The sequence below is a fragment of the Succinispira mobilis DSM 6222 genome (assembly GCF_000384135.1).
GTDB lineage: Bacteria > Bacillota > Negativicutes > Acidaminococcales > Succinispiraceae > Succinispira > Succinispira mobilis.
Genome location: NZ_KB913028.1, coordinates 20,156 through 45,173 on the forward strand (window position 1 = coordinate 20,156; position 25,018 = coordinate 45,173).

Genomic DNA, 25,018 nt, shown 5'->3' on the forward strand with positions numbered 1-25,018 from the left:
TGGGTATTTTTTGTAACTTCGCATCTTATGTTTAACAGGAACAATGGGCTGTCTAAAACAGGTTCAAACCTATTTTTAGACAGCCCATTTTATTTTAACCAAAACTATTTAAAATTTCTTCTAAAACTGTCTTGCGTTTGAAAAACAGCTCACTTGGTAATAAATGGTAATATTGCCAGCCTACTCGTTGTAAACTCAATTTGCGATTAATACCTTCACTATAATCACGCATAAAGCCACTACAATCTATGGCCATCGTTTTTCCTTGTTTATTCATCACTAACAAGTCACAACAGACATCATCAGCAATCGGATAATCTTCAATTACCTGATAATCCAGGTTTAAGAGATATTGTTTTATTTCTTGCTTGCTTTTTTCAATTGCTTTAAATTCGCTTACTTTTACTTCGCAAAGTCCTGTAGTGTCCAATTTTCGGTAATGATTGCAATAATTAATCAACTTATAACGCAGGCAATCGCGCTCTAGGTTGTTGCTTACTACCGAATGATATAAAAACAGCTGTTCTTTAGCTCTAGTCATAGCAACATTAACCATTTGTTCGTCTTTAATCTTATTTAAAACTCTAAAATCAGTATCAGGCATCACTACCATTGACAAGAAAATAATATCGCGTTCATCACCTTGAAAAGAATAAGCGTCACCACAAACAATTCGACGATTTAAAATTTCATACTCCCCAATCGTATTTCTTAATAAACTCGCAATAAATTCTGCTTGCTCATTTCCCGCCAAGGATATTACGCCCATGCTTTTACCTTGATATTGTTCCAATTGACAAAATTCGGCAATTTTTTCAACTATCAATTGTGCTTCCCGCATGTTTATTGTTGGAATTTCGCTATAACTAATACTATCTTCTACTAAACAACTGTTAATAGCATTGATAGCCTTATTTAATTTTAGTGGTTTAATACTTCCCGAATAGAACTCCCGATTACTAAAATTAATAATTTCTGGGAAACAGCGAAAATGTTCTTTTAACATCAATTGGCTTTCAATATAGGTTTGCTTGGCGATATCATACAAACTATTTTCAACATTAAATCTGGTCTGCAACAAGGGGGTTTGCAGATACTTATTCATTAAGCTATTTACTCGCGCGTTATCGGCAATAATCATCTCGGGGCTAATTTGTTTATCATCACCAACAATAACTACTTGTTTAGCTCGCAATAATACACTTAAAGCAAAAATATCACACTGACTACTTTCGTCAATTATCACCACATCGAATAGTTGCGTACTCGCTGGAATATAGTCTAAAACCTCAGCAATCGGCATAATCCACACCGGCATAAGTTGCGTGCACTGCGGTAATTCTTGGCGAGCATTTTCTAAATACCTATTACTTAACTCATCTTTATTCCGCAAACACTGCAAAACATTTTTCACCCAAACTTTTAGGCTCAATTTATTATTTTTATTTGCAGCCTGCAACATTTGTAACCAAGCTTTATTAGTAACTATTTCCGCGGCTACTACTAGCTCTTGGTCTTTATAATGCAAATAATCGGCATAAAGTTTTCTAATATCTTGTTGCAAATGATTTTGCATAAAGTCTTTTGCTTGTCGCCAAAAATAAGCCTTCTGCCAATCAGGGCGACGCTGAATAAAATCTAAGCGCAATTTTTCAGAATGAAGTTTTTCCAATAAAGCTGGCATCCAAGTTTGCACAATTTGATAAATACTGGAAAGTTCTTTAAAATTCCTTCTTAGACTATCTATTTTCACTAACTCTTCGAACAACAATTTAAAGGTCTGTTCATCCTGTACTAGAAACGCTTTCAAAAACATCCCCCATAATTGATGCGCATTGCTAGAGTTTATTCCAGCCTTTAAAAAGGCTAATGTTTGTTGATAAGTGTCTTGCATTTGTTCTAGCTGTTCACAGGCATGGTGATATTCTAACGCCTCTTGCAACAATGTCAAATCTTGTTTATTGACAATATTAATATGCTGGTCCGGATTTAGAAAATTAATAACTTCTTTTATCTTATCCCAATACTCTAATTTATAAGCAAAAGCTAACTGCATTTTTTGAATTACCGCTTCTACAAAATCTAAGTTGTTTTGCGAAGCACTGGTAATAGCAATTTGCTCACCTAATTTACCTTGATTCCAATACTCCAAAAATTCTTGTTTGGTTTTAGCCAATACCACATAATCTAAAACTACATCTACATCTTGCAAGTTAGAAATTCTAATCCCATTAATTTCGATGGTTTCAAAAATATATTTAGTATCTTTATTGGACAAATATCGGAATAATAACAAGCCTATTTTGTCATTGTCAATTAGTTTTGCTTTAATCCGCTCTAAATCTTGCGCTAGTTTGTCTAAATCTAATTCTTCAACTCCTGTTAAAGTATAGCCCTCCAAGCGACTTTGTAATTCTGCAATTTGATTTAACTTATCTTTCACGGTAATTATAAATTCCCGCCAAAAAGAAACACTCCAAATATTTTGCGAAATATCTTCAATAAATACTTTCAAATATGTCTCTTGGAATTCTTCAAGTTTTTCAATACTTAGCGACAATAACCGCCGGTAAGAAAGATAATGTTCACTTAAATTATTAGCAAAAACCCAGTTAGCAAATTTGTTTACTTGCAAAACTTTTCGCAAGTCGTTAATTTTACTATTCAAATCAATATTTTTAAGAATTTCTCCAGTTTTACTAACCTCTGGTAAGTCTTGTTGCAAAATCCTCAATTTTTCTGGAGTAAAAGGAATACACATTTTAAAATATTCACTGAATTGTTGATTAGTATAGGGGAATTCTTTAGTTGCCGCAGCTTCATCAATAAACCAGTTGTATTCTTGTTCTTTACTTAAAATAAAATCGATTAATTCCGCTTGATTTAAATTTTTATCTACAAAACAACCTTTTTCAAATTCTTCTTGTGAAAGTTTATGAATTTTTTCGATAGTTATTTCGGCCTGTTTTGAGAGCTTTTTAAATCTAGCTTGAGCTAACTCAATATTAGCAGCTAAATGCTCTGCATCTAACTTATCTAATTTAAATAAGTTGTTATCTAAAATATATTCTAATTTATTTAGATCTTGTTTATCATCGCCAAAGATCGTCACACAAAAATTAGCCAATTCCGAGAATTGTCTAGCTATCATATTGTCTATTACTTTCAAGGCTTTCGTTGTTTGACTAGTTACTAAAACCTTTTTGCCACTAGCAACTAAATGCGCCACTAAATTTACAATGTTATGACTTTTACCTGTTCCCGGTGGACCTTGTACAACTACCGCTGGATTTTGTTTAATTTTTTCCACTATTTGTCTTTGCTCTAAATTGGAATACAAAGGGAAATAAATGTCCTCACCTAAGTCATTAGGGGTAAAATTAACCTGGTCTTCATTATTAAGTAAACGTAAGGTTGCTGGAATTTCTAATCCTTTAGCTGTTTTAGCCGCCGCTAAAATATTCAAATATTCTTCTTGCCATTTACGCGAAATTTTATTGCGCACAAACAACACATCTAAATCATGAAAAACAAGGTTGGGGGTATATTCGATGTTATCAATATGCCCAATATTATGAGCTGCATTGAACCGAATTGTTGTTTTAAATAGTTTTTTAACTTGAAAAAACAGCTTTTTGCGTTCTTCTGGCGAAAAAAGATTTACTGGTTTATCCAATAATTGCTGTTGCAATTGCCACAAATTATTTTTATCAATTTGTGGATGATCTGTCAACGCAATGTAATCTAAACAAGTTATTGCCGTAAGCGGAAAAACTTTAAACGCATTCGCCTGTAAATCAAATACCAACTTCAATTTTGTAATAAAGAGCGGATGGGCAATATCAGTATCACCATCACGATAAGTAATTAAACCCTGCCCACAAACAAACTCCAAGGTATTGCCACTACTTTCTAACTTTTGATATAGATCAAAAATATCATCGTAAATTTGTCTACTCTTGGCATTTTCTATTTCTAAATTAGCCCATTTTTGCCAATCTTGATATACTTCTTGAGCGGCACTTAAAATTTCCGGATTTTCTGCCAATTTTTCTAGTTTACAATCAATTATTTCTTGCAACATTAATTTCTTTATTGCAATTTGCTCTTGAATTTGCTTTAGACCATTTTCCTCAAATAATTCCGGAAAGTTGTTTACTTTGTTTTCTAAGCTTTGTATTTCTGCTTCTATTTTTTGAAAAAGTTCTCGATCGGCTGCGGCTAAATTTACTTTTTCTTTTTTCAAGCGAAATTGTGCCGTTTGATTTTCCAAGTCAAAATCCAGCCATTCCCGCACTAAATCCAGTTTTTCACTATCAAAATTATGCTGCGCCGGTTTTTTAAATTTCCAAAGACATTTATTATCAGATAGTACTGGCATTGGATTGTTTTGCCAAGAAATTTTTGGTAATTCCCGACATAACCAAAATTTCCCATTTTCATTTTGAAAAACATTACTGCTAGCACTAAGTATTTTCTTTAAAGATAACAAATATTCAAATATCCACAGTGGTTCTGCTTGCATACCTACACCTCATTTAAAATTTCACTCTTCTTCATTACAGAGAGTCTTAACTTTTATCTGTTCACTCGAGCAAACTCTCCATACAACTAACAATAATTATAACATTATAATAGGCTTATGTGTCTAGTTTTCTCGAGAATTTCTCTATTAAATCTTCGCTATTCTGTGAATTTTCCCCTTGAAAACATAAAACACGAGACAAATTTAAGTGCCTCGTGGTTTTTATGATGCCGCTGTATTTAATTTTTAAATTTAAAAACTATATCTACAGCCAATATTTATTTGCCAATTACTACTAACATCACCGCCAAAAAGCTTTTCAACATTAAGATAACCCTCACTATTGTCATTTATTTTGCCGGTAACGCCTAGCAAGTACTAACCCATATTCTTACCTTGTACTAATAATGCAAGTGCTTTTTCTGCTCCGATCGGTTGGCTAAAAATATAGCCTTGAATTAGATCACAATTGTTATGCTGTAGATATTCGAGTTGCTGTTGGGTTTCAACGCCTTCGGCCACAACTTTCATATTAACTGTGTGTGCCATGTTAATAATTGAATCAATAATTTTGGCCCCTTGCATATCTGTAGTTATAATATCAATGAAAGACTTATCAATTTTCAAAGTTTCTACCGGGAGCATCCGCAAATAGGTCAATGAGGAAAATCCTGTGCCAAAATCATCCAAAGAAATTTTAACGCCCAGTTTTTTTAATTTATTCAATTTCTTAATAACTTCTTCCATTGATGTTAACAATACGCTTTCAGTTATCTCCAATTCTAATTGCGCTGCCTTTATTCCTGTTTCCTTGATAGTATTGCGCACAATTGTTATAAAATCATCAGCAATAATTTGTTTAGCTGAGATATTTACAGCTATCTGAATCTCAGGATAACCCGCTTCGGTCAAGCGTCGAATAAATTTTCCCGCTTCTAAAAGTACCCACTTACCCAAGCCGTGAATAAGTCCTGATTGTTCTGCTAAGGGGATAAATTGCAAGGGAGATATTATCCCATACTCATGATTACGCCACCGTAATAGAGCTTCAAAACCCACTATTTTTTGTTCCGAAGTTAAAATTTGTGGTTGATATACTAAAGAAAATTCGCCCCGCTGTAAAGCATAGCGTAAACTTCCAATCAACTGCATTTTTTTCTGTGCTTCAATTTGCATTTCTTCTTCATAAAACCGCCAACAATTTTTGCTGAATTTTTTGGCCGCATACATTGCATTATCGGCATTTTTAATTATTTCTTCTGTTGTATCACCATTTTCAGGATAAAGTGCAATCCCAATACTGGCGGCTAAATGAAAGTTTTTACCAAAAAATCTTTGCGATTTTCCCAAGGCCTTGCCAATTTTATGGGCAATATCTTCAATCGCCTCGCGCTGATATCTACCGCTTAGTACCACCACAAACTCATCCCCACCAACTCTTGCCACAAAACCCTTATTGCCAATCACATCAACAATTCGCTTACCAGCGGCAATAATAATTTTGTCGCCAAAAGAATGTCCACAAGTGTCATTGAGCATCTTTAAATCGTCTAAATCAATAAACATTACTACGCCGCTAAGCTGTTGTTGACGCGCGGTATCTAATTCCTTAGTTAACCATTCATTTAAATGCTGGCGATTAGGTAACCCTGTTAAAGAGTCAAAATATGCCATATTTTTAATTGTTGCCGCTTGTTGTTGGCGCTCTTGTTCGGCATTAACCCATTCCGTGACATCTTGATTAGTGCCATAGATTCTAACGACATTTTCATTAGCATCGCGCGCGATTTTCCGTCTTACAACTATATAACGCACTATTCCATCACGTCGCACTATTCGATGCCCAAAATCCTTGAAAATCGACTCTCCAATACCAGATACGAGAAATTCTTTTTCTTCCTCAAACAGCCAATAATCTTCTGGATACACAAATTCTTTTATATACTGTTCAAAAGACATAAAACGGCCTTCACGCTCTGCATTCGTTGCATATAAAGCATAAAATTCATCCCCAAACTCAAATAGTTTTGTCGTTGGATCATATTCCCAAATGCCCAATTTAGCCAAACCAGCCGCTAGAACCATTTTATTTTTAGTAGCCAAGAGCATCTCTTGTTGTTGTTGACTCGCTATCTGCATAAACGCCATCTGCCATTCTAGTTGTTGACGACGTTCCCGTTCTTGTTCTAATAAATTTTCTAATTCTTTTTTATTAAAGCTAATAGTGGTGAGCATAGCTGGTTCAGCCACTTGGCCTTGAGCAACGCTAACTTTACCCGTGCAAATACTCTCGTTTTCCTGCTTAGCTGCTGCCCTTTTCTTAGAGTTGTCAGTCTGTTCAGTTTCCAACATGACCATGCATACCACTCCTTAACAACTATTTTACGACTATTTTTAATGTTTTATTATTACAATCATCATCTTTACTAATAATATTTTTTCACTATAATTAAATATTACCCTTAGCACTGTTGCTTGTCAACGAGTAATAGACTCATTTTATCTGTATACATTACCATCAGTCTTAACAGTAGATAAAAATGCTACAAATAAAAAAAACACCCTGGTAATAAACACTTTTATTACCAGGGTAGCATATTAAGTGTGCTCTTTTTATCGGTCCTACACGATAAGACTTGTTTTAGCCTACTCTTATCGTCGCTTCTAAGAAACTCGAATTCAATGATTTTACACGGCAAAACAAATGGCGGTTTTATTACTTCCGCACTGGCCTAATATACTTAAAAAACATTTTCGGATTAAAATAAAAGTATATTATTCTCCCCGGAGAGTTATCAAAGCAGTAACCTGTATCAGCAAAATTAAAAGTTGCCATTGCCTTTTCAATTTTTTCCTCTACACTACGATTTTCTTGCTCATAATCAAATGGCCCATGTTCAAACACAATATACTCGGCTTCAGGAATATCCATCATAAGCATTTGTGGTGGCACTTCCCCTTTATAATCAAAAGGAAGTCTTACACCATAGCACTCTATACGTGGGATGCCCCAGTCACAAAGTCTCCCGTCCGGATCATTAATATATCCCATAATCTGTCCGCTACCACTATTAGATTCGTTCTCGCCATCGTCATCCAATTTGTCCTTTATACTATCAAGTAAGCCGCAAATTGTTTCGCAATCCTGTCCTGGAAGTATACTTTGCTTTTGCCAAAAATCCCAGTAGCCATTACTCTCATAGTTTCTAATGTGCAAAAATTTATGTGCGGGAATCGTTACAAAGTAACTTTCAACAGCATCTGTAGATTTCATCAGTCCAATCTCCTCCAGTCCTAAAAAATATCGATCAAAAGGATTTATTTTTGTGCGAAGAACGATCGGTTTCGGTTTTTTTCGGTATTCACTTGGAGTTATTCCATATGCGCCTTTAAAAGCTCTAGTAAAAGCTTCATGTGATGAAAAGCCATAATCAAACGCAATGTCCAACATACTTTTTTCACTATCCCGAACTTCTTTTAGCGCAAAGGCTAATTTTCTCTGACGCAAATAATCTCTAAACTGAATACCCGATATTTCTTTGAATTTTCTTGTTGTATAAAATTCAGAATAACCCAGTCTCCGAGAAAACAAGCGCAATGTTAAAGCCTCATCATTATAATTTTTAATGCATTTGTCAATTTCATCAACAATTATTTGAATTTGTTTCTGCCACTCGTACATTCTGCTACTCAACTCCTTTCAATTGTCCTGTGTTTATTATAAAGAACTATGATAATTATCGCTTGATTTTACTTGCTATTTATTATTGCAACAAACACTTATATTATAAGGATTAAATAAGTTTTTTGTAATTTTTTTCTGACAAAGATAGCGGCAATATTTTTTTATTTAAATTAAACCTAACAAGCATAAAAATAAAACTCCTGCCTAATTTTGCAAAATTTGACAGGAGTTTTATTTTTCTCTATTACCAGTGATATTTCTCACCTTTACTAATTTTAAAGGCGCGGTATACTTGTTCAATTAATAACAAGCGAATCATTTGATGGGTAAAGGTTAATTGTGAAAACGACCAGCGATAATCAGCACGTTTCCGCAGACTTTCCCCTACTCCAAAAGCCCCGCCAATTACAAAGACAAACTGGCTATAATTATTGGTTAAACCATCAATTTGTGCCGCTAAAGCTTCAGAACTAAGTTGTTGTCCGTGCAAATCTAATAAAAACATATAAGCGCGTTCCGGCACTAATTTTAATATTTTTTGCGCTTCAATTTCCAAATGCTCTTGTAATTGCGCCGTCGAAAATTTCTCGGGCAAAGCATTTTCGCTGACTTCCAAAATTTCTAAACTACAATAGGGCTTCAAGCGTTTTATAAATTCTTGCATCCCCTGCACTAGATATTTTTCTTTGAGCTTGCCTACCGCTAAAATAGTTATTTTCATCTTATTCTCCTAAGGGCATTTCTGTTAAAGTTACATCTAAAGTCTGAACTACACCTTGGCGCACAATATCCATACCTACTGTACTACCGACTTTTAATTTATCTAAAATACTGCGTAATTCTTTAACACTATTGACACTATTGCCTGCCAAAGAAATAATTACATCATCTTTGCGCAACCCCGCTTGATATGCTGGGCCTTCGCTATCAACACGGGCCACTAAAATTCCTTGTTTAAGTGGAAATTCATAACCATATTTCGCCGCTAGATCACGGTCAATCAAGCCCACACCTAAATAAGCTCGCAGCACGCGTCCTTTTTCTACTAATGCCGCTAAAATTGGTTTAGCCGCATTAATCGGAATCGCAAAGCCAATGCCTTCTACACCCGACAAATTAATTTTCGCACTGTTAATTCCAATAACTTTGCCGTCAGCATTAGCTAATGCGCCCCCGGAATTCCCAGGATTAATCGCGGCATCAGTTTGTAATAGTCTAAATGTCCGCTCGCCAATATCCAAAGAACGATTTAAAGCACTAATGACTCCAACCGTCACACTACCTTTGAACTCTAAACCTAATGGATTACCAATTGCAATTGCTGGCTCACCCACTAACACACTATCTGAATCCCCAAATTCAGCTACAGGTAAATTTTCGGCACTAATTTTAACTACTGCCAAATCAGTTGCTGGATCTACCCCTAATACTTTACCTGCTACACTCCGTCCATCAGTTAAGCTAACCGCTATTTCTCTCGCGTTAGCTACCACATGATAATTAGTTACAATTAAACCAGAGGCATCAAAAATAACACCTGAACCAGTGCCTTGTTCTACCATTACTTGCCGATTAAAAATATCGCGCACTAAACCTTTGTTAGTAATTCCCACTACTGCTGGTCCTACTTTATGAGCCACTTGCACAATCGGTGTTTGCCTTGCGGCCGAAATATTTTCATTAGCCTTAGCCTTGCTAGCATCTAAATTAGCCACACCGGTACTTTTTGGCGCTACCGCAGGTTTATTCTCAGCAGCTGGTGCTTTAGTGCAACCAGCTACAATTAACATTATAATTACTAGCAACAATAAAATTTTCTTTTGCAATTTAATCCGCTCCTCGTCTTAATAATTCTGGTCTTAATATACTTGTAAATCAGGCATTTATAATTTATAAAATTTTAGTTGAACAACGCCGCTATTTGTTTTTATTGATAAATCTCTGTTTTTACTAATAGCTGTACTTAGCTACTTATACTGCAAGACGTTTGCGAACTTTACAATATCACAATTTTTTCTTGCGAGGCTACCTTTAAATCAATTTTGTGACGGTTATCTTGTTTTTTCAAAATTTCGGCAACAGTATTTAGCGCTAAACTCGGCAAGTTATTTTCTTGACTAAGATGTGCCAACAACACCCGCATTGGTTTATCTGCTACTAATTCATTTAACAGCCAACCTGCGTCAACATTAGACAGATGACCCCGATTACTTTTTATGCGTTGTTTAAGTACTTCTGGATAAAAACCGGTATTAAGCATTTCTAAATCATGATTAGACTCCAAAACTAGATAATCTGTATTACGTAATTTTTCTTTAATAAGATTACTCGGAAACCCAATATCCGTAACTACACTGCATTTTTTATTGCCCCAGTTAAAATTAAACCCCACCGGTTCAGCAGCATCATGGGGGATAGCAAAACTATCGACGACTACCTGCCCTAACAACATTGTTTCTGGTAAAACTTGACAAAAGTTGCGTCGCAATTCACCCCAACATTTCATGCCCCGCCAAGTATTGTTTTTAGCGAAAACATTAATATCATAATTTTTCATGAATACTCTCAAACCCGCAACATGATCTTGGTGTTCGTGGGTAATCACCACCCCAGTCAAATCCCCTATTGCACAACCGATCTCTGCTAATTTACTTTGCAATTTACGACAACTAATCCCCATATCTACTAAAATTTTTGTTTCGCCCGCTGTAACTAACAAACAATTACCTTTACTACCACTAGCTAGCGAATATATTTTAAAATTATCGATAATACCCATCACCTTCCACATTAAATAGCCAATATCCGCCTAAAATTATAGCAGATTTCGCAGCTTTGTGCACAAAATAAATAAAGACAGCTCTTAAAAAGTTGTCTTTTTAAAGATAGATAGCTAATGCATATATCAGCATATACATTAGCTATCTTTTAATCCCTGTTTATTTATTACATTTTGCACATTTACCAAAAAAATACACACGTTGTTCAGTAATAGTATATCCAGTCTGTTTTTCAATTTTTTTCAAAGCTTTTTGATCTACAGCTTCATAAACGTCATCTACTCGACCACAAACAGTACACTGCACATGATGATGTGAAGTAATATCTGCATCATATCTAAAACTGTCCTCGCCTGTATTTAAAACTCTAATCTTGCCTATTTTCTTTAAGATGTCAATCGTCTTATATACAGTAGCTAAACTCATCGTCGGATAAGTAGGCTGTAGTTTAACAAAGAGGGTTTCTGCTTTAGGGTGCTCTTTCGTAGCACATAAGGCTTCATATATTGCTAAACGTTGCGGAGTTACCTTGTAACCATTATTTCTTAATAGTTCTGTAATATTTTCTGTCATAGTTTTCACCTTTCCTTTATAGCAAAAATCCATAAAGAATTATTATCTATAATAATAATCTGCACAATAATTCTTGTCAAGTAATTTTCTCTATATGTTATAATTTATATATAAATATTTGAGGTGATAACATTGAAAGAAAAAAACACATTAATCCTAGCTAAAGAGCTAAGCTTAAGTGCTGAACAAGTAGCAGCTACCATAAAACTTTTAGATGAAGGTAATACCGTCCCTTTTATTGCGCGCTATCGCAAAGAAATGACGCATGAATTAGACGAAGAAAAAATTCGCACAATTCAAGAACGTATTAACTATTTACGCAATCTTGACAAGCGCCGCGAAGAAATTATCGCTAGTATTAGCCAACAAGAAAAGCTAACTCCAGAATTAGAATTAGCGATTACCAATACTTCAAAGCTACAAGAATTAGAAGATTTATACCTACCTTATAAACCTAAAAAACGGACCCGCGCCCAAATTGCCCGCGAAAAGGGGCTACAACCTTTGGCCGATTTGCTTTTGCAACAAAGCTTAAGTTATGATGAATTAGTTGCACAAACAGAAACATTTCTAGATGTTGAAGCCGGTTTAGAAACTATTGAAATAGCTTGGCAAACTGCCTGCGATATTATTGCCGAACAAATTAGCGAAACAGCTAGCTTGCGGGACTTTATTCGGCGCCAATTTTGGCGTGATTCTAAGTTAACTGCGGAATTAAACCCAGAGAGTGAATTCGCTAATGATTTTTTAAATTACCAAGACTTTAGTAAAGAAGTGCGGTTCTTGCCCTCGCACCAAATCCTAGCTCTAAATCGCGGGGAAAACAAGCAAGCCCTAAAATTAAAATTTATCCATGTTAATGACTTAATTTTAAATATTGTAAATAACAAAATTATTACCAATGCCGATTTCGCCCTAAAAGAACTTTTGTTGAACACTGTTTTAGATAGTTACAAACGCCTAATTGTCCCCGCACTAGAACGCGAATTGCGTAATGAACTCACAGACCGAGCTGAAAAACAAGCTATTTCTGTTTTTTCGCGCAATCTGCGCCAATTGCTCTTGCAAACTCCCTTACAAACTAAGGCGATGCTCGGTCTAGACCCTGGTTATCGCACTGGTTGTAAGGTTGCCGTAATTGACAATTCTGGTAAGGTTTTGGCTACTAGTACAGTTTATCTCACACATAGTTCCGAACAAAAGCAACGCGGTCAAGACTTACTTTTAAAATACATTCAAGAGTTTGATGTTTCCTTAATTGCTATTGGCAACGGTACGGCTTCATTTGAAACGCAAGAAGCAGTTGCTGAAATCATCGAACAACATAATTTAACGGTAAGCTATATTATCGCCAATGAAGCTGGAGCTTCCGTTTACTCTGCCTCTAAATTAGCCAAAGACGAATTACCAGATTTAGATGTATCCTTGCGCGGCGCCGTATCTATCGCGCGTCGCATTCAGGATCCCTTAGCTGAGTTGGTAAAAATCGAACCCAAAGCCATTGGCGTCGGTCAATATCAGCATGACGTTAATCAAAAAGAACTAGCGGAATCTTTAACTACGGTAGTTGAATCTTGTGTAAATCATGTCGGTGTAGAATTAAATACCGCTTCAGCCGAGCTACTCACCTACATTGCTGGTATTCAAAATAGTGTTGCCAAAAACATTGTTGCTTGGCGTAATGAAAATGGACGTTTTAAAAATCGTCGTCAATTACTTAAAGTACCGCGTTTAGGCAATAGTGCCTTTACACAGGCCGCGGGCTTTTTGCGAATTAAAGAAAGTGAACATCCCCTAGATAATACACCTATCCATCCAGAAAGTTATCCCTTAGCCGAAGCAATTATTCAGCAACTCGGGTTTAGTTTGAAAAAAAATCAAGTTCTACCAAGCGAGCTATCACAATTGGCTGCTACGGCAAATGCCGAGCAAATTGCGCAAAGTCTAGAGGCTGGTTTACCTACAGTCCGTGATATTTTAGCCGCTTTAGCTAAACCTGGTCGCGATCCCCGCGCTGATATGCCTGCTCCACTGACACGCAAAAACATCACTAAATTATCCGAGTTGCAAATCGGCAGTATTGTCACAGGCACAGTCCATAACGTTACTGATTTCGGAGTGTTCGTGGATATTGGCATCAAAATAAATGGCTTAATTCACAAATCAGAGCTAAGCTACAAACCTTTTAAACATCCTTTAGATATTGTTTCCGTGGGCGATATTATTGAATGCCTAATTCTAGGCATTGATGAGCCCCGCAAACGAATTAGCCTTAGTTTAAAGCAAGTAAAAGCACAAACATTACAATCAGTTTAGTAAGATTTGTAAAAAAATCGGTACTAAAACACTTAAAATAACCCCATTTACAAAAGCAACTACGCCTACTGCTGGATTGGTTAATTGAATAATTATCGGCAACAGTGAATCCATTGTCGCCGCACCGCTAGTAGGAATACACAATAATTTATTTCTAAAACAACGCACAATTAAGGGAATTACAAAAAAAGAAGCAAATTCCCGCATAAAATTACTTAAAAAAGCAATTGTCCCTAGTTCTACGCTATGTAGCTTAGTGACTACTATGGTCGCTAAGCTATACCAGCCTAAAGAACAAGTCACAATTAGCATATCGCGCACGGGCATGTGCAATAGCCTTGCTGCAACAATTGCCGCAACAACACTCCCAAAAACGCAGGCGGTGGGTACAATTAGCAAAACCACAAAATTTTTCTTTAACTTTAATAGCAAATCTTCTGTCTCACCAATAGCTACGCCTGCACAAAAAACCATAATTGTTAAACTAATCGTGGTAATAACTTCTATAACAGCGCGATGACTTTGATCTAAAGCCATCATCCCTAGTCCTAGTCCAAGTAGCAAAGAAAAAAATATTCCATATAGCATTATAAATTATCTCCTTGCTTAAAAATTTTTAAAGTTATTGCTAAAATTAGCACTCCAAAAAACATTGACAAGGCCGCAATAAGTAATGATTTTGCGCCTAAAATATCTAGCTTGCTAACTAATGAACTATCTGAACCAATAATCGCACCTAGAGAGATTAACATCGCAAATAAGGAATATTGCGCTAATTGCGATAAGAGGGCTACATTTTTTTCAGAGAGCCGTTTACTTAAGCCCAGTAAAATTCCCAAAAACATACTAATAAATACTATTTCCATAATTATTTTCAACCTTTTTCCTTACTTTACAGTAAATATTTTTCACCACTTACGGCATTATATGCTAAAATACTTGTTAATAATATTACGAATTTATTCTATAAAGGACGTGATCATGATGCCCGCAAACCTATTGTTTGCCTTAGATATTGGGACGCGCAACGTAGTCGGAATTGTCGCCGAAGTTGTTGGTAACAAAATCAATATCTTGGCAAGTGAACGCTTAGAACATCAAACGCGTGCGATGTTGGACGGTCAAATCCACGATATTCCTCAAGTAGTATTAGTTATTAAAGAAATAAAAGAAAAGTTAGAAGCAAAGCTAAATGCCTCCTTGACCAAAGCAACAGTGGCCGCGGCAGGGCGTGCCCTCTTAACTATTGAGTCTACCGCAGAGCTAGAAACCTATTCCACCAAACCTTTAACTTTAGAAATGGAACAATCTTTAGAAATTCTCGCTGTGCAAAATGCCCAACAACAACTTGCTAAAAACAATCTCAATAACTTGCAACAAAACTACTATTGTGTTGGTTACAATGTTAGTAATTATCTCCTTGATGATAACCAGTTAGCAACCCTAGTTGGGCAACGGGGCGCTTTAGCTAAAATAAATATCATTGCTACTTTTTTACCTAAGCAAGTAGTCGATTCTCTAGAAACGGCACTCTCTCAATCGGGTTTGCAATTAGGAGGTATAACACTAGAGCCGATAGCCGCAATTAATTTTTTAATTCCTCCGACCATGCGGCATCTTAATATTGCCCTGATTGATATTGGCGCCGGAACATCTGATATTGCTATCACTGCCCAAAATAGTGTTATTGGCTTTGGCATGGTTCCTTGTGCTGGTGACGAAATAACCGAAGCTTTGTCACAACATTATCTGTTAGATTTCAATGACGCTGAACTTATTAAGCGCGATATCAGCTCGGGTTGTGAAACTGTTGAAATTACCGATATCTTAGGTTACAGCACTGCCGTTACCTGTGAAGAAGTTGTGGGCAACATTACACCTACCATCAATGAATTAGCCGATAAACTCACCCAAGAAATTTTGCGTTTAAATAATAAAGTTCCCCAAGCAGTTATTTTAATTGGCGGTGGTGCTTTAACACCACATTTGCCAGATTATATTTCCGAAAAATTAGCCTTACCGAAAAATAAAATTGGTATCAGACAACCTTTAGCTGGCAATGTATTTACTGAAATTCCCACTGATTTAATGACGCCTGAAGCTATTACACCTTTAGGTATTTTAAAATTAGCCAATAGCAATTATTTAAATTTCATTAGTATTACGATAAATAACCAGTTATACCGTATTTTTAATCTAGGAACCTTAACAGTCGGCGACGCTTTATTAGCAATAGGCTTGGATGTTAAAACTATGAAGGGACGACCTGGGTTAGGTATCGCCTTAACCGTAAATGCACAACGCCAATTTATCCCCGGAAGTCATGGTACTGATGGTGTCTTAACAGTTAATGGACAAAATGCCGATCTTAAAACCACCTTGCAAGAAGGAGATAATTTAGAGATCCACAAAGGTAGTAATGGACAATCGCCAATTGTTACACTCACCACCCTCTTGCAACCAGAACATTATCTTGATATTCAAGTTAACGGACAAAAGTATCAAATTGAACCCTTACTATTTGTCAATGCTACTCCAGCTAGCAGCGACCAAGTACTATTGGACGGCGACTGTGTAGAAATTAAGCCGCTTACAACCATTACTGATTTATTAAGTAGCCCATTTATCAATAATTATTTAAGCCAACATCCTTTTACCATAAATAACGAAGAAGTTATCCATACTAGCTATCCCGAAATTTTGGTTAACGAACAGCCCAGCAAGCTTACTACACCGCTAACAGCGTCAGATAAGCTAACAATTGTTAAAGCAAAACAACCAAACTTAACAGAAATTCTCGCCTTAAATAGTGATGCTGATCAAATAAAAGTATATTTCGGGGAACATGAACTAGCGATAAACAAGTTTTTTTCGAAGTTCACGGTCAACAACCAAGAGGCCACCCCTGAGCAGCTTATTTCTGATCATAGCCTTATTAGTTATGAGCGTGTACCGCGCAATTTAATTGTTAGTGATATTTTAGAAGCCGCCGATTTTAAACCTCAGGAACTGCCCGTGGGCAAAAATGTAACTGTCTATTTAAACAACAAAGCAGCTACACTCATCCAACCTATAAAAAATGGTGATGAGGTAACTGTTGTTGTTAGTGATTTATAGCACTTTTTCAAACTCTGGATTATATACTATACAGTCCGCACCTTCGCCTTCTTGCTCTAAGTACAATAAAGCCCGATTAGCAAAATGGAAAAGTTGCGGGTAGCTTTTGCCAGCGCGCGGATAAATTGCCGCACCAGCTTTCGGTAACAAAGCTAATTCTTTTTCACCCATTATTACGGACTCTTTACAGAGCTCCGTAATATTTTTTAATTTCAGCTCTAAATCTTGCTCATCTTCAAAGTCTTTCAATAAAATTATAACTTGGTTTTCACTATTGCGAAAAATAAAACTTTGCTCTTGATAATTCGTCAAAAGCTTATCAGCTATCTTTTGCATGAAATGTTCAAAGGTTACTTCACCAAAATCCGTTGCAATCTGCGTGAAACCCATAAGGTTTATAACAATTAGAGCGTGTTCGCCAAAAATTCCTTCTTCCGCTAAAAAGCTCTCAATAACTCGTTTACCTGACATGCGCGAATAAAAACCCGTAGAAATATCCAGCTGTTCTTGTTCTAATAGTTCTTTTTCTAATTTTTTCTGCTGGTCAATTTCCCGAATACAAATATGTACCAACAGCTTAAGATTTTTCAAATCAAACTTTAATGAACCCATAAATCTTACCCAAATAAATTTATTCTGTTCATTTTTCATTTTACAGTCAAAAATAATTCTATCGCGTCCACTTTTATCTAACTTAATAAGATTTTCAGTGTTAAACACCCGCAAAAAGTCTTTAACATAATAGGGGTCTAAAAGTTTGTTGGCAATAAAACCGATTTGTTCGGTATAGTTATCCGTATCTAATTGGCGTTGTTCCCACTTGTCTAAACCATAAACAAATTTATCATCGGTAACATTCGCCGAGAAAAACTTATCCGTACCAAAACTCCAAAAGAGTTTCTCTAATTCTGCCGCCTCATTTAGAGCTTCTTCTTTTTCTGCTACCTGTTGTTTACAATCAGCAATTACTGAATAAACTTCCGAAAAAACCTCATTTTGCAATTCTTTGTTAGCTACCGGTTCCCCAGTCAACATCCGCTTGATGCCTTTTAGAAATTCTTTCAAAGTTTTATCCTGTAATTCGACTAAAACTACATAAAAAGGTAAATAAATTAGAGCAATAATAAATAAATAAGCTACTAAATCCGCTGCTTTTATCCCACTAAAATCAACAATAAAAAATAATTTACCCACTAATAGTGGGATTGCGCCAAAGACTATTAATACTATTAGAAGCATGCCATTTGTTTTCATAAGTCCTCACTTTCTTATTCCCTTGTTCTCCGCCAACTGTCATACTCGTATTATATTACATTTGCGCAAATAAAAAAAGCATGCTACAAGTCATGCTTTTTTTATTTTTTTATTAGGCTAAACTGGCTTTTACCTTAGTTAAGGCTATACGCATACAGCTTAGAGTTTGTGCTATATCCTCTGGAGTATGAGCACTAGACATAAAGCAAGTTTCAAATTGAGATGGTGGCAAGTAAATACCTTGCTCTAGCATCGCATGAAAATAAATTTTAAAGCTTGCCAAATCACTAGTACAAGCGCTAGCAAAATCAGTTACTTGATTTTTTGTGAAAAACAAAGTAAACATCGAGCCTAAAATGTTAACTGTGCAAGGTAATTCCAGTTCGGCAATAATTTGACGCAAGCCTTGAACTAAATTTTCCGTATTAGTTGCCGCTTGCGCACAAATTTTATGTGCTTTAAGATATTCTAAGGTAGCAATGCCTGCGGCCATTGCCAAAGGATTCCCACTTAAAGTTCCCGCTTGATACATCCCGCCTAGAGGCGCTACACACTGCATAATTTCTTTTTTGCCGCCATAACAAGCCACTGGCAAGCCCCCACCAATAACTTTGCCTAAGCAAGTTAAATCTGGCTCAATAGCATACAAACCCTGAGAACTTTGCTCACTAGAGCGGAAGCCGGACATAACTTCATCGAAAATCAAGACTACGCCATAGGCAGCTGTAAGTTCGCGCACAGCTTGCAGATAGCCTGGATTTGGTAAAACTAAACCCATATTTCCTGGCGTGGGTTCAATAATCAAGCCCGCAATTTCCGAGCCTTTTAACTGCAATAAGTTCTCTAAAGCTGCTACATCATTATAAGGAATTGTCAAAGTATTCCCAGCAATACTTGCTGGCACACCTGGACTATCAGGCACTCCTAAAGTTAGTGCACCAGAGCCTGCTTTTACCAGTAAACTATCATGATGTCCATGATAACAGCCTTCAAACTTAACAATATATTCCCGCTTCGTATAAGCTCGCGCTAAACGCAAAGCACTCATGGTTGCTTCTGTACCAGAGTTTACCATGCGTACCATCTCAATGCTAGGCACAAATTCACAAATCAGTTCCGCCAATTTCGTTTCCGCCAAAGTCGGTGCTCCATACGAAGTACCTTTAAGACTAGCGGCCCGAATTGCCTCTACTACCGTAGGATGAACATGTCCTAAAATTTGTGGCCCATATGATAATACATAGTCAATATATTCATTATCGTCAATATCATAAATTTTACTGCCTTGAGCCTGCTTTATAAAAGGTGGTGTGCCGCCGACACTACGAAACGAGCGTACTGGGCTATTTACCCCCCCAGGAATTACTTGTTTGGCTTTTTCAAAAGCTGCGAGTGATTTTGTCAACATCTATCTAACTCTCCCTCTGCTTATTTATTTTGTAACCAACGGGCAACATCTAAAGCATGATAAGTTATGATAATTTTTGCCCCAGCCCGTTTCATGCTTAGCAATGTTTCTAAGGTTATTTTTTCTTCATCCACTAAGCCCATTTTAGCTGCGGCTTTAATCATCGCATATTCGCCACTAACATTATAAACAGCCACTGGACGATTAAATTGTGCTTTCATTTGTGCCACAATATCTAAGTACGCTAGCGCGGGCTTAACCATAATAATATCGGCCCCTTCTTGGATATCTAACTCTGTTTCACGTAATGCTTCTAACGAGTTAGCTGGATCCATTTGATAGCTTTTGCGATCGCCTTGTTTAGGTGCTGAACTTACTGCTGCCCGAAAAGGTCCATAATAAGCCGAAGCATATTTAGCCGAATAAGCCATAATGGCTACGTTTTCAAAGTAATGTTGATCTAGTGCATGTCTAATTGCTAATACCCGTCCATCCATCATATCCGAAGGAGCAACAATATCTGCTCCTGCTTGGGCATGACTTACAGCCACTTTTTCTAGTAAGCTTAGGGTCGCATCATTTAATACTTCACCATCTTCAGTTAATTGACCACAATGTCCATGTTCCGTATATTGGCACAAGCACACATCAGTGGCCACTACTAATTCAGGGAATTTATCTTTAATTAAGCGTACTGCGGTTTGCACGGGCTCGTTTTCATCCCAAGCACTGGAACCAAAATCATCTTTATAACTAGGCAGGCCAAAGAGGATAATGCCCTTAATGCCTAAATCCCAAGCCTCTTGAACCACTTCTAACACTCGATCTACTGAAAAATGATAAGTTCCTGGTAGCGAGCTAATTTCTTCTTTGATATTTTCCCCCGCAACCACAAAAATCGGGTACATTAAATCCGTAACTTGCAATTCATTTTCGCGCACTAAACTACGCATCGCCTCGTTAGTCCGCATTCTGCGGGGACGATAGTAAGGAAAATGAGCCATTTTATTTCACCTCTTGATAATATTTTTCAATTGCTGCTACTAAGCCAGGTACATTAAATTCATCTGCGGTAATATCCACCTGTAAATTATTCGCTAAACAAGTTTCTGTAGTTATTGGCCCGATACTCGCAATTTTTACATTTTGTAATAATTCAGTACGGCCAGCTAACATTTCTAAGAAATTAGTTACGGTCGACGAACTAGTAAAGGTAATCATTTCAATTCCGCCTTGCTCTAAGGCCTGTAACAGCTCTTTTTGACTGCTTTTATCAGCGACTGTCCGATAAGCTGGCACAACTTCTACTTGCATACCTAACTTAGTTAACTCTTCTGGTAAAATTTCTCGAGCAACTTCTGCCCGGGGAATCAAAATTTGATCGCCAGCTTGTAGTTGCGTTTTCAAGCTTGCTAAAATCCCTTCGGCCCGAAATTCTAGCGGAATTAAATCTGCACTAAGGCCACGGTTTTGTAATTCCAAGGCAGTTTGGGAGCCAATCGCCGCCACCAAATTTTTGTTTAAAGCTCTAGTGTCTTTGTTTGCTAAATGCAAACGTTCAAAAAAGGCCTGCACACCATTAACGCTGGTGAAAATTAGCCATTTATATTTATCTAATTCTTGAATACTGCGGTCTAATTGTTGATAATCTGGCATTGCTTGAATTTTAATGCTCGGCGTTTCCAAAATCTCCGCCCCTAATTCTTGCAAGCGTGAACTTAAGGCACTAGCTTGGGCCCGTGCTCTAGTTACGAGAATTTTTTTGCCAAACAATGGCCGTTTATCAAACCAAGCTAAATCCTTACGCAATTTAACAACATTACCAACAATAAAAATTGCTGGTGGTTTTAAGCCAGCTTTAAGTACATCCGCACTAGCATTGGCGACTGTAGTTTCTAACACGCGTTGTTCGGGCTTAGTACCCCAACGAATTACCGCAGCTGGAGTTTGTGGATCGCGACCATTTTCGATTAATTTTTTAGTAATATGAGGTAAATTTTCTACCCCCATTAAAAATACTAAAGTATCTACTGCTGTTGCTAATTTTTCCCAATTAATATCCGAACGATTTTTATTAGGATCTTCATGTCCCGTTATTACTGCAAAAGAAACCGCTACATTGCGATGCGTAACAGGGATACCTGCATACGCTGGCACCGCAATCGCCGAAGTAATCCCTGGGACAATTTCAAACGGTAAATTATTTTCTTGAAGCAATAAAGCTTCCTCGCCACCGCGACCAAAAACAAAAGGATCGCCACCTTTAAGGCGCGCCACCACTTTACCAGCTTTCGCTAAATCCACCAACAACTGATTAATATCTTCTTGACGCATAGTATGCTGATTAGAAGCTTTGCCAACATAAATTCGTTCAGTATTAGCTTTTACATATTGCAAAATTTCTGGATTAGCTAATTTATCATAAACCACAACATCTGCTTTTTGCAAACATTGCATAGCTTTTATACTTAGTAAGCCCGCATCGCCAGGCCCCGCTCCAATTAAATATACTATTCCTGTTTTTTTCACCCTCAAATCCCCCTACATTATCTCTGCTAAAATTTCGCGACCACCCGCCGCCAACATTTGCTCACCCAATTTAATTCCCAGTTGTTCAGCCTCATCAATTGCGCCTTGAATACAGTCTTTTAACACCCGTTGCCCATCTAAAGAAGCAATTACCGCGCGTAATAAAATTTGCTGTTCGCAAACTTCAGCATACACCCCAATTGGCACCTGACAACCGCCTTCTAGTAAGCGTAAATAAGCTCTTTCCGCCTTAGTTACAGCTTGCGTGTCTGGGTCATTTAAAAATTCTAACATTTGTAATACTTCGGAATCATTAGCCCGCGCTTCAATTGCTAAGGCGCCTTGACCTACCGCGGGCAAGCAAATCGCATGCGGTAGAATTTCTTGGATTCGGTCGCCCAAACCCAGACGCCTTAGACCAGCCACAGCCAAAATAATAGCTTGCATTTTTCCTTCGTCTAACCGCGCTAATCGCGTTTGCACATTACCGCGCAAATCAACAATTTGCAAGTCGGGACGAGCTGCGAGTAATTGGGCCTTTCTTCTTAAACTAGACGTGCCGACCGTCGCGCCTAAGGGCAATTCTGCCAAACTCTTGTAGTTATTACTCACAAAGGCATCCCCTTCGTGTTCGCGTTTAGTTATACAAGCTAAGATCAAGCCTTCTGGCAATTCGGTAGGCATATCTTTTAAACTATGCACCGCTAAATCTACCTCACCCGCCAGCAAATCCTGTTCGATTTCCTTAGTAAATAGCCCTTTACCACCAATTTTAGATAAAGACACATCTAAAATTTTATCGCCCTTCGTCAACACTCGCTTTAAGGCAATTTCACATTCAGGATATTTTTCTTGGAGCAGGGCCGCAATATGTTCAGCTTGCCAAAGCGCTAAGGCACTTTGTCTAGTCCCAATCGTAAGTTTCTTTTTCATCTTCATCCTCTTCATCTTGATTTAATAAATATACCTTAGTAATAAAATCCTTATATTCAGTTTCTTGAGCCGTGCCCGCTACAGAATTCATAGCCCGCATTGGTTCACGCAACATTTTACGCACCAAAGTTTTAGTCAACTGCTCAACAACTCTTTTTTCCGTATCAGTTAAATTACCTAATTTGCTCATACTCCGTTTAAGTAATTTATCGCGTAAAAACTCCATTTTATCTTGGAGTTTACTCATCACCGGACGCATTGATAAATAAGCAAAACGCTCTAGTAAGACCACTACTTCATCTTCAATAATTGCCCGTGCAACGTGCGCTTCATTTTCCCGCAATTCACGATTAGCGTCTACTACCGCTTCTAAATCGTCAATGTTATATAAAGTTACTCCATTTAAAGCACCAACTTCTGGTTCAACATCGCGGGGCATGGCAATATCAATAATAACTAGCGGCCGTCCGGCACGCTCTTTGAGTACATGAGCCATATCATGTAAGGTAATAATATAATGTGGTGCCCCTGTCGAGGTAATAATAATATCAGCATTTACTGAGAGTGTCATAAACTCCTCAAACGGAATGGCCACCCCATGAAACCGCTCGGCCAAACTTTTAGCTCGTTCATGATTACGATTCGACACAAATATTGTGGAAACACCAGTTTCAATTAAATGTTTCGCGGTTAACTCACTCATCGCGCCCGCACCAACTACCAAAACATTCGCTAAAGATAAATCACCCATAATTTCCCCAGCTAAATCTACCGCTGCCGAAGCTACTGATACGGAGTTATAGGCAATCTTAGTTTCTGTCCGCACTCGCTTGCCTACGGCAATAGCTTTATTAAACACTGTATTTAATAAAGTTCCTGTTAGTCCGAGATTTCTGGCGATATTATAAGCATTTTTAACTTGACTTAAAATTTGACCTTCACCTAAAACTAAAGAATCCAAACTGGAAGCCACATTAAATAAGTGGCGAATGCAGTCTTCCCCTTCATAGATATAAAAATGCTCTTCGCTATAATCTTTGCCCGACAAATAGGCGAGCACTCTTTTTATAAAGCGCAATTCCACTTCAGGGTTCTCTAACACTGCATATAACTCGGTACGATTACAAGTAGACAAAATTACCGCTTCTAACCAGCGATCATAACCTTTTATTCTTTTTAGCGACCACTTTACTCGCTCTTCGGGAAAAGAAAAACACTCTCGAATATTAACAGGTGCAGTTCTATGATTAAGACCTAAGACTACTAATTGCATCGCAAATTTCTTCCTCCACCTTTTTTATATTTCCTGCATGTAATTGCCGCACTGTTTCTTGCGTCAAATACTTACGCCAAAAAAGCTCGCGTGCTGGTGCCGAATTTAATTTTTCTTTTACTACTTGACGTTTTTCACGCATAAATTCAATAAATCGGCCAAAATCCTCGCCATAATAAGCTTGTAAATCTTCCCGCAACAACCTAGTTAAACGCGGGCTAACACCCGCGGTATGTACTGTAAAATTCAGTTTGCCAACTGCAACCACACTGGGGCGAGTAAAGTTACCCATTTGCGGATTTTCCGTGGCATTAAATAAAACTCCGAGACTTTTAGCTTCTTGTGCCACCAACTGGTTAGTTGCCGTATCATTGGTGGCGCAAATAACTAAGAAAAACCCCTGTAAATCGCCAGCTTGATAAGCTCGTGCCCAATGGTTTAGCAAACCTTGTTGTTCTAGTTCCATAAGTCGTGCCGCTAATTGTGGGCTAATCACGGTAACTCGGGCCCCAGCTAGTAATAAATCTTCAACTTTGCGTGTCGCTACAGCCCCACCACCAACTATTAGACATTTTTGATTTTGTAAATTTAAAACTATCTCATAGCCTTTCACAGTTTCCTAACC

19 protein-coding genes are annotated in these 25,018 nt (G+C 37.3%); 2 read left to right on the forward strand and 17 right to left on the reverse strand.

What is annotated here, in order from left to right:
• Positions 1–94 precede the first annotated feature (94 nt).
• From SUCMO_RS0100125 to perR, 8 genes are all read right to left on the reverse strand, one after another.
• Positions 95–4,525: an AAA domain-containing protein gene (locus SUCMO_RS0100125; protein ID WP_019878310.1), complete on the reverse strand. Its 4,431-nt coding sequence runs from the start codon at positions 4,523–4,525 to the stop codon at positions 95–97.
• A gap of 252 nt (positions 4,526–4,777) precedes the next feature.
• Entirely contained in the window at positions 4,778–4,900 is a 123-nt protein-coding gene (locus SUCMO_RS11730) for an autotransporter outer membrane beta-barrel domain-containing protein (RefSeq protein WP_019878311.1), read from the reverse strand.
• 3 nt (positions 4,901–4,903) lie between these two features.
• Positions 4,904–6,883 (reverse strand): putative bifunctional diguanylate cyclase/phosphodiesterase, encoded by a 1,980-nt coding sequence (locus tag SUCMO_RS10030; RefSeq protein WP_019878312.1) that lies wholly within the window; start codon positions 6,881–6,883, stop codon positions 4,904–4,906.
• A 358-nt stretch (positions 6,884–7,241) separates the two neighbouring features.
• Positions 7,242–8,207, reverse strand: a complete 966-nt coding sequence (locus tag SUCMO_RS0100140) for a helix-turn-helix transcriptional regulator (RefSeq protein WP_019878314.1) — start codon at positions 8,205–8,207, stop codon at positions 7,242–7,244.
• Between the two features lie 247 nt (positions 8,208–8,454).
• On the reverse strand, positions 8,455–8,931 hold the full coding sequence (gene rlmH, locus SUCMO_RS0100145; RefSeq protein WP_019878315.1) for a 23S rRNA (pseudouridine(1915)-N(3))-methyltransferase RlmH: 477 nt from the start codon (positions 8,929–8,931) through the stop codon (positions 8,455–8,457).
• Position 8,932: 1 nt separating this feature from the next.
• Entirely contained in the window at positions 8,933–10,036 is a 1,104-nt protein-coding gene (locus tag SUCMO_RS0100150; protein ID WP_019878317.1) for a S1C family serine protease, read from the reverse strand.
• Positions 10,037–10,206: 170 nt separating this feature from the next.
• Positions 10,207–11,001 carry an MBL fold metallo-hydrolase gene (locus SUCMO_RS0100155; RefSeq protein ID WP_211209212.1) on the reverse strand — a complete coding sequence of 265 codons (795 nt, stop codon included), beginning with the start codon at positions 10,999–11,001 and terminating at the stop codon, positions 10,207–10,209.
• Positions 11,002–11,149: 148 nt separating this feature from the next.
• Positions 11,150–11,563 (reverse strand): transcriptional regulator PerR, encoded by a 414-nt coding sequence (gene perR / locus SUCMO_RS0100160; RefSeq protein ID WP_019878319.1) that lies wholly within the window; start codon positions 11,561–11,563, stop codon positions 11,150–11,152.
• A 132-nt stretch (positions 11,564–11,695) separates the two neighbouring features.
• Here perR and SUCMO_RS0100165 point away from each other — a divergent pair, with 132 nt between their 5' ends.
• The gene (locus tag SUCMO_RS0100165) at positions 11,696–13,879 is read left to right on the forward strand and encodes a Tex family protein (protein ID WP_019878320.1); all 2,184 of its coding nucleotides are present in this window, start codon (positions 11,696–11,698) and stop codon (positions 13,877–13,879) included.
• Here SUCMO_RS0100165 and SUCMO_RS0100170 read toward each other — a convergent pair.
• Together SUCMO_RS0100170 and SUCMO_RS0100175 are read right to left on the reverse strand one after the other, a co-directional pair.
• Positions 13,871–14,467, reverse strand: a complete 597-nt coding sequence (locus SUCMO_RS0100170) for a LysO family transporter (RefSeq protein WP_019878321.1) — start codon at positions 14,465–14,467, stop codon at positions 13,871–13,873. The two genes, SUCMO_RS0100165 and SUCMO_RS0100170, sit on opposite strands and share 9 nt — an antisense overlap.
• Positions 14,467–14,745 (reverse strand): LysO family transporter, encoded by a 279-nt coding sequence (locus SUCMO_RS0100175; protein ID WP_019878323.1) that lies wholly within the window; start codon positions 14,743–14,745, stop codon positions 14,467–14,469. Before SUCMO_RS0100175 ends, SUCMO_RS0100170 begins: the two co-directional genes overlap by 1 nt.
• 115 nt (positions 14,746–14,860) lie before the next feature.
• On the opposite strand from SUCMO_RS0100175, the gene SUCMO_RS0100180 reads away from it, so the two are divergent.
• The gene (locus SUCMO_RS0100180) at positions 14,861–16,996 is read left to right on the forward strand and encodes a cell division protein FtsA (protein ID WP_051084551.1); all 2,136 of its coding nucleotides are present in this window, start codon (positions 14,861–14,863) and stop codon (positions 16,994–16,996) included.
• Here the strand turns inward: SUCMO_RS0100180 and SUCMO_RS0100185 are convergent.
• The 7 genes from SUCMO_RS0100185 to SUCMO_RS0100215 all read right to left on the reverse strand — a co-directional run bounded on the left by SUCMO_RS0100185 (position 16,991) and on the right by SUCMO_RS0100215 (position 25,006).
• Positions 16,991–18,250: a GGDEF domain-containing protein gene (locus tag SUCMO_RS0100185; RefSeq protein WP_019878326.1), complete on the reverse strand. Its 1,260-nt coding sequence runs from the start codon at positions 18,248–18,250 to the stop codon at positions 16,991–16,993. The genes SUCMO_RS0100180 and SUCMO_RS0100185 overlap by 6 nt on opposite strands.
• Before the next feature lie 112 nt (positions 18,251–18,362).
• Positions 18,363–19,658: a glutamate-1-semialdehyde 2,1-aminomutase gene (gene hemL / locus SUCMO_RS0100190; protein ID WP_019878327.1), complete on the reverse strand. Its 1,296-nt coding sequence runs from the start codon at positions 19,656–19,658 to the stop codon at positions 18,363–18,365.
• A 20-nt stretch (positions 19,659–19,678) separates the two neighbouring features.
• On the reverse strand, positions 19,679–20,662 hold the full coding sequence (gene hemB / locus SUCMO_RS0100195) for a porphobilinogen synthase (protein ID WP_019878328.1): 984 nt from the start codon (positions 20,660–20,662) through the stop codon (positions 19,679–19,681).
• Position 20,663: 1 nt separating this feature from the next.
• Entirely contained in the window at positions 20,664–22,187 is a 1,524-nt protein-coding gene (cobA, locus tag SUCMO_RS0100200) for a uroporphyrinogen-III C-methyltransferase (protein WP_019878329.1), read from the reverse strand.
• 12 nt (positions 22,188–22,199) lie between these two features.
• A complete protein-coding gene (gene hemC, locus SUCMO_RS0100205) occupies positions 22,200–23,120 on the reverse strand; it encodes a hydroxymethylbilane synthase (RefSeq protein ID WP_019878330.1) in 921 nt (306 codons plus the stop codon).
• Positions 23,092–24,393 carry a glutamyl-tRNA reductase gene (gene hemA, locus SUCMO_RS0100210; RefSeq protein WP_019878331.1) on the reverse strand — a complete coding sequence of 434 codons (1,302 nt, stop codon included), beginning with the start codon at positions 24,391–24,393 and terminating at the stop codon, positions 23,092–23,094. The genes hemC and hemA overlap by 29 nt, the downstream gene beginning before the upstream one ends.
• Positions 24,368–25,006 carry a precorrin-2 dehydrogenase/sirohydrochlorin ferrochelatase family protein gene (locus SUCMO_RS0100215; protein ID WP_019878332.1) on the reverse strand — a complete coding sequence of 213 codons (639 nt, stop codon included), beginning with the start codon at positions 25,004–25,006 and terminating at the stop codon, positions 24,368–24,370. The genes hemA and SUCMO_RS0100215 overlap by 26 nt, the downstream gene beginning before the upstream one ends.
• Positions 25,007–25,018 lie beyond the last annotated feature (12 nt).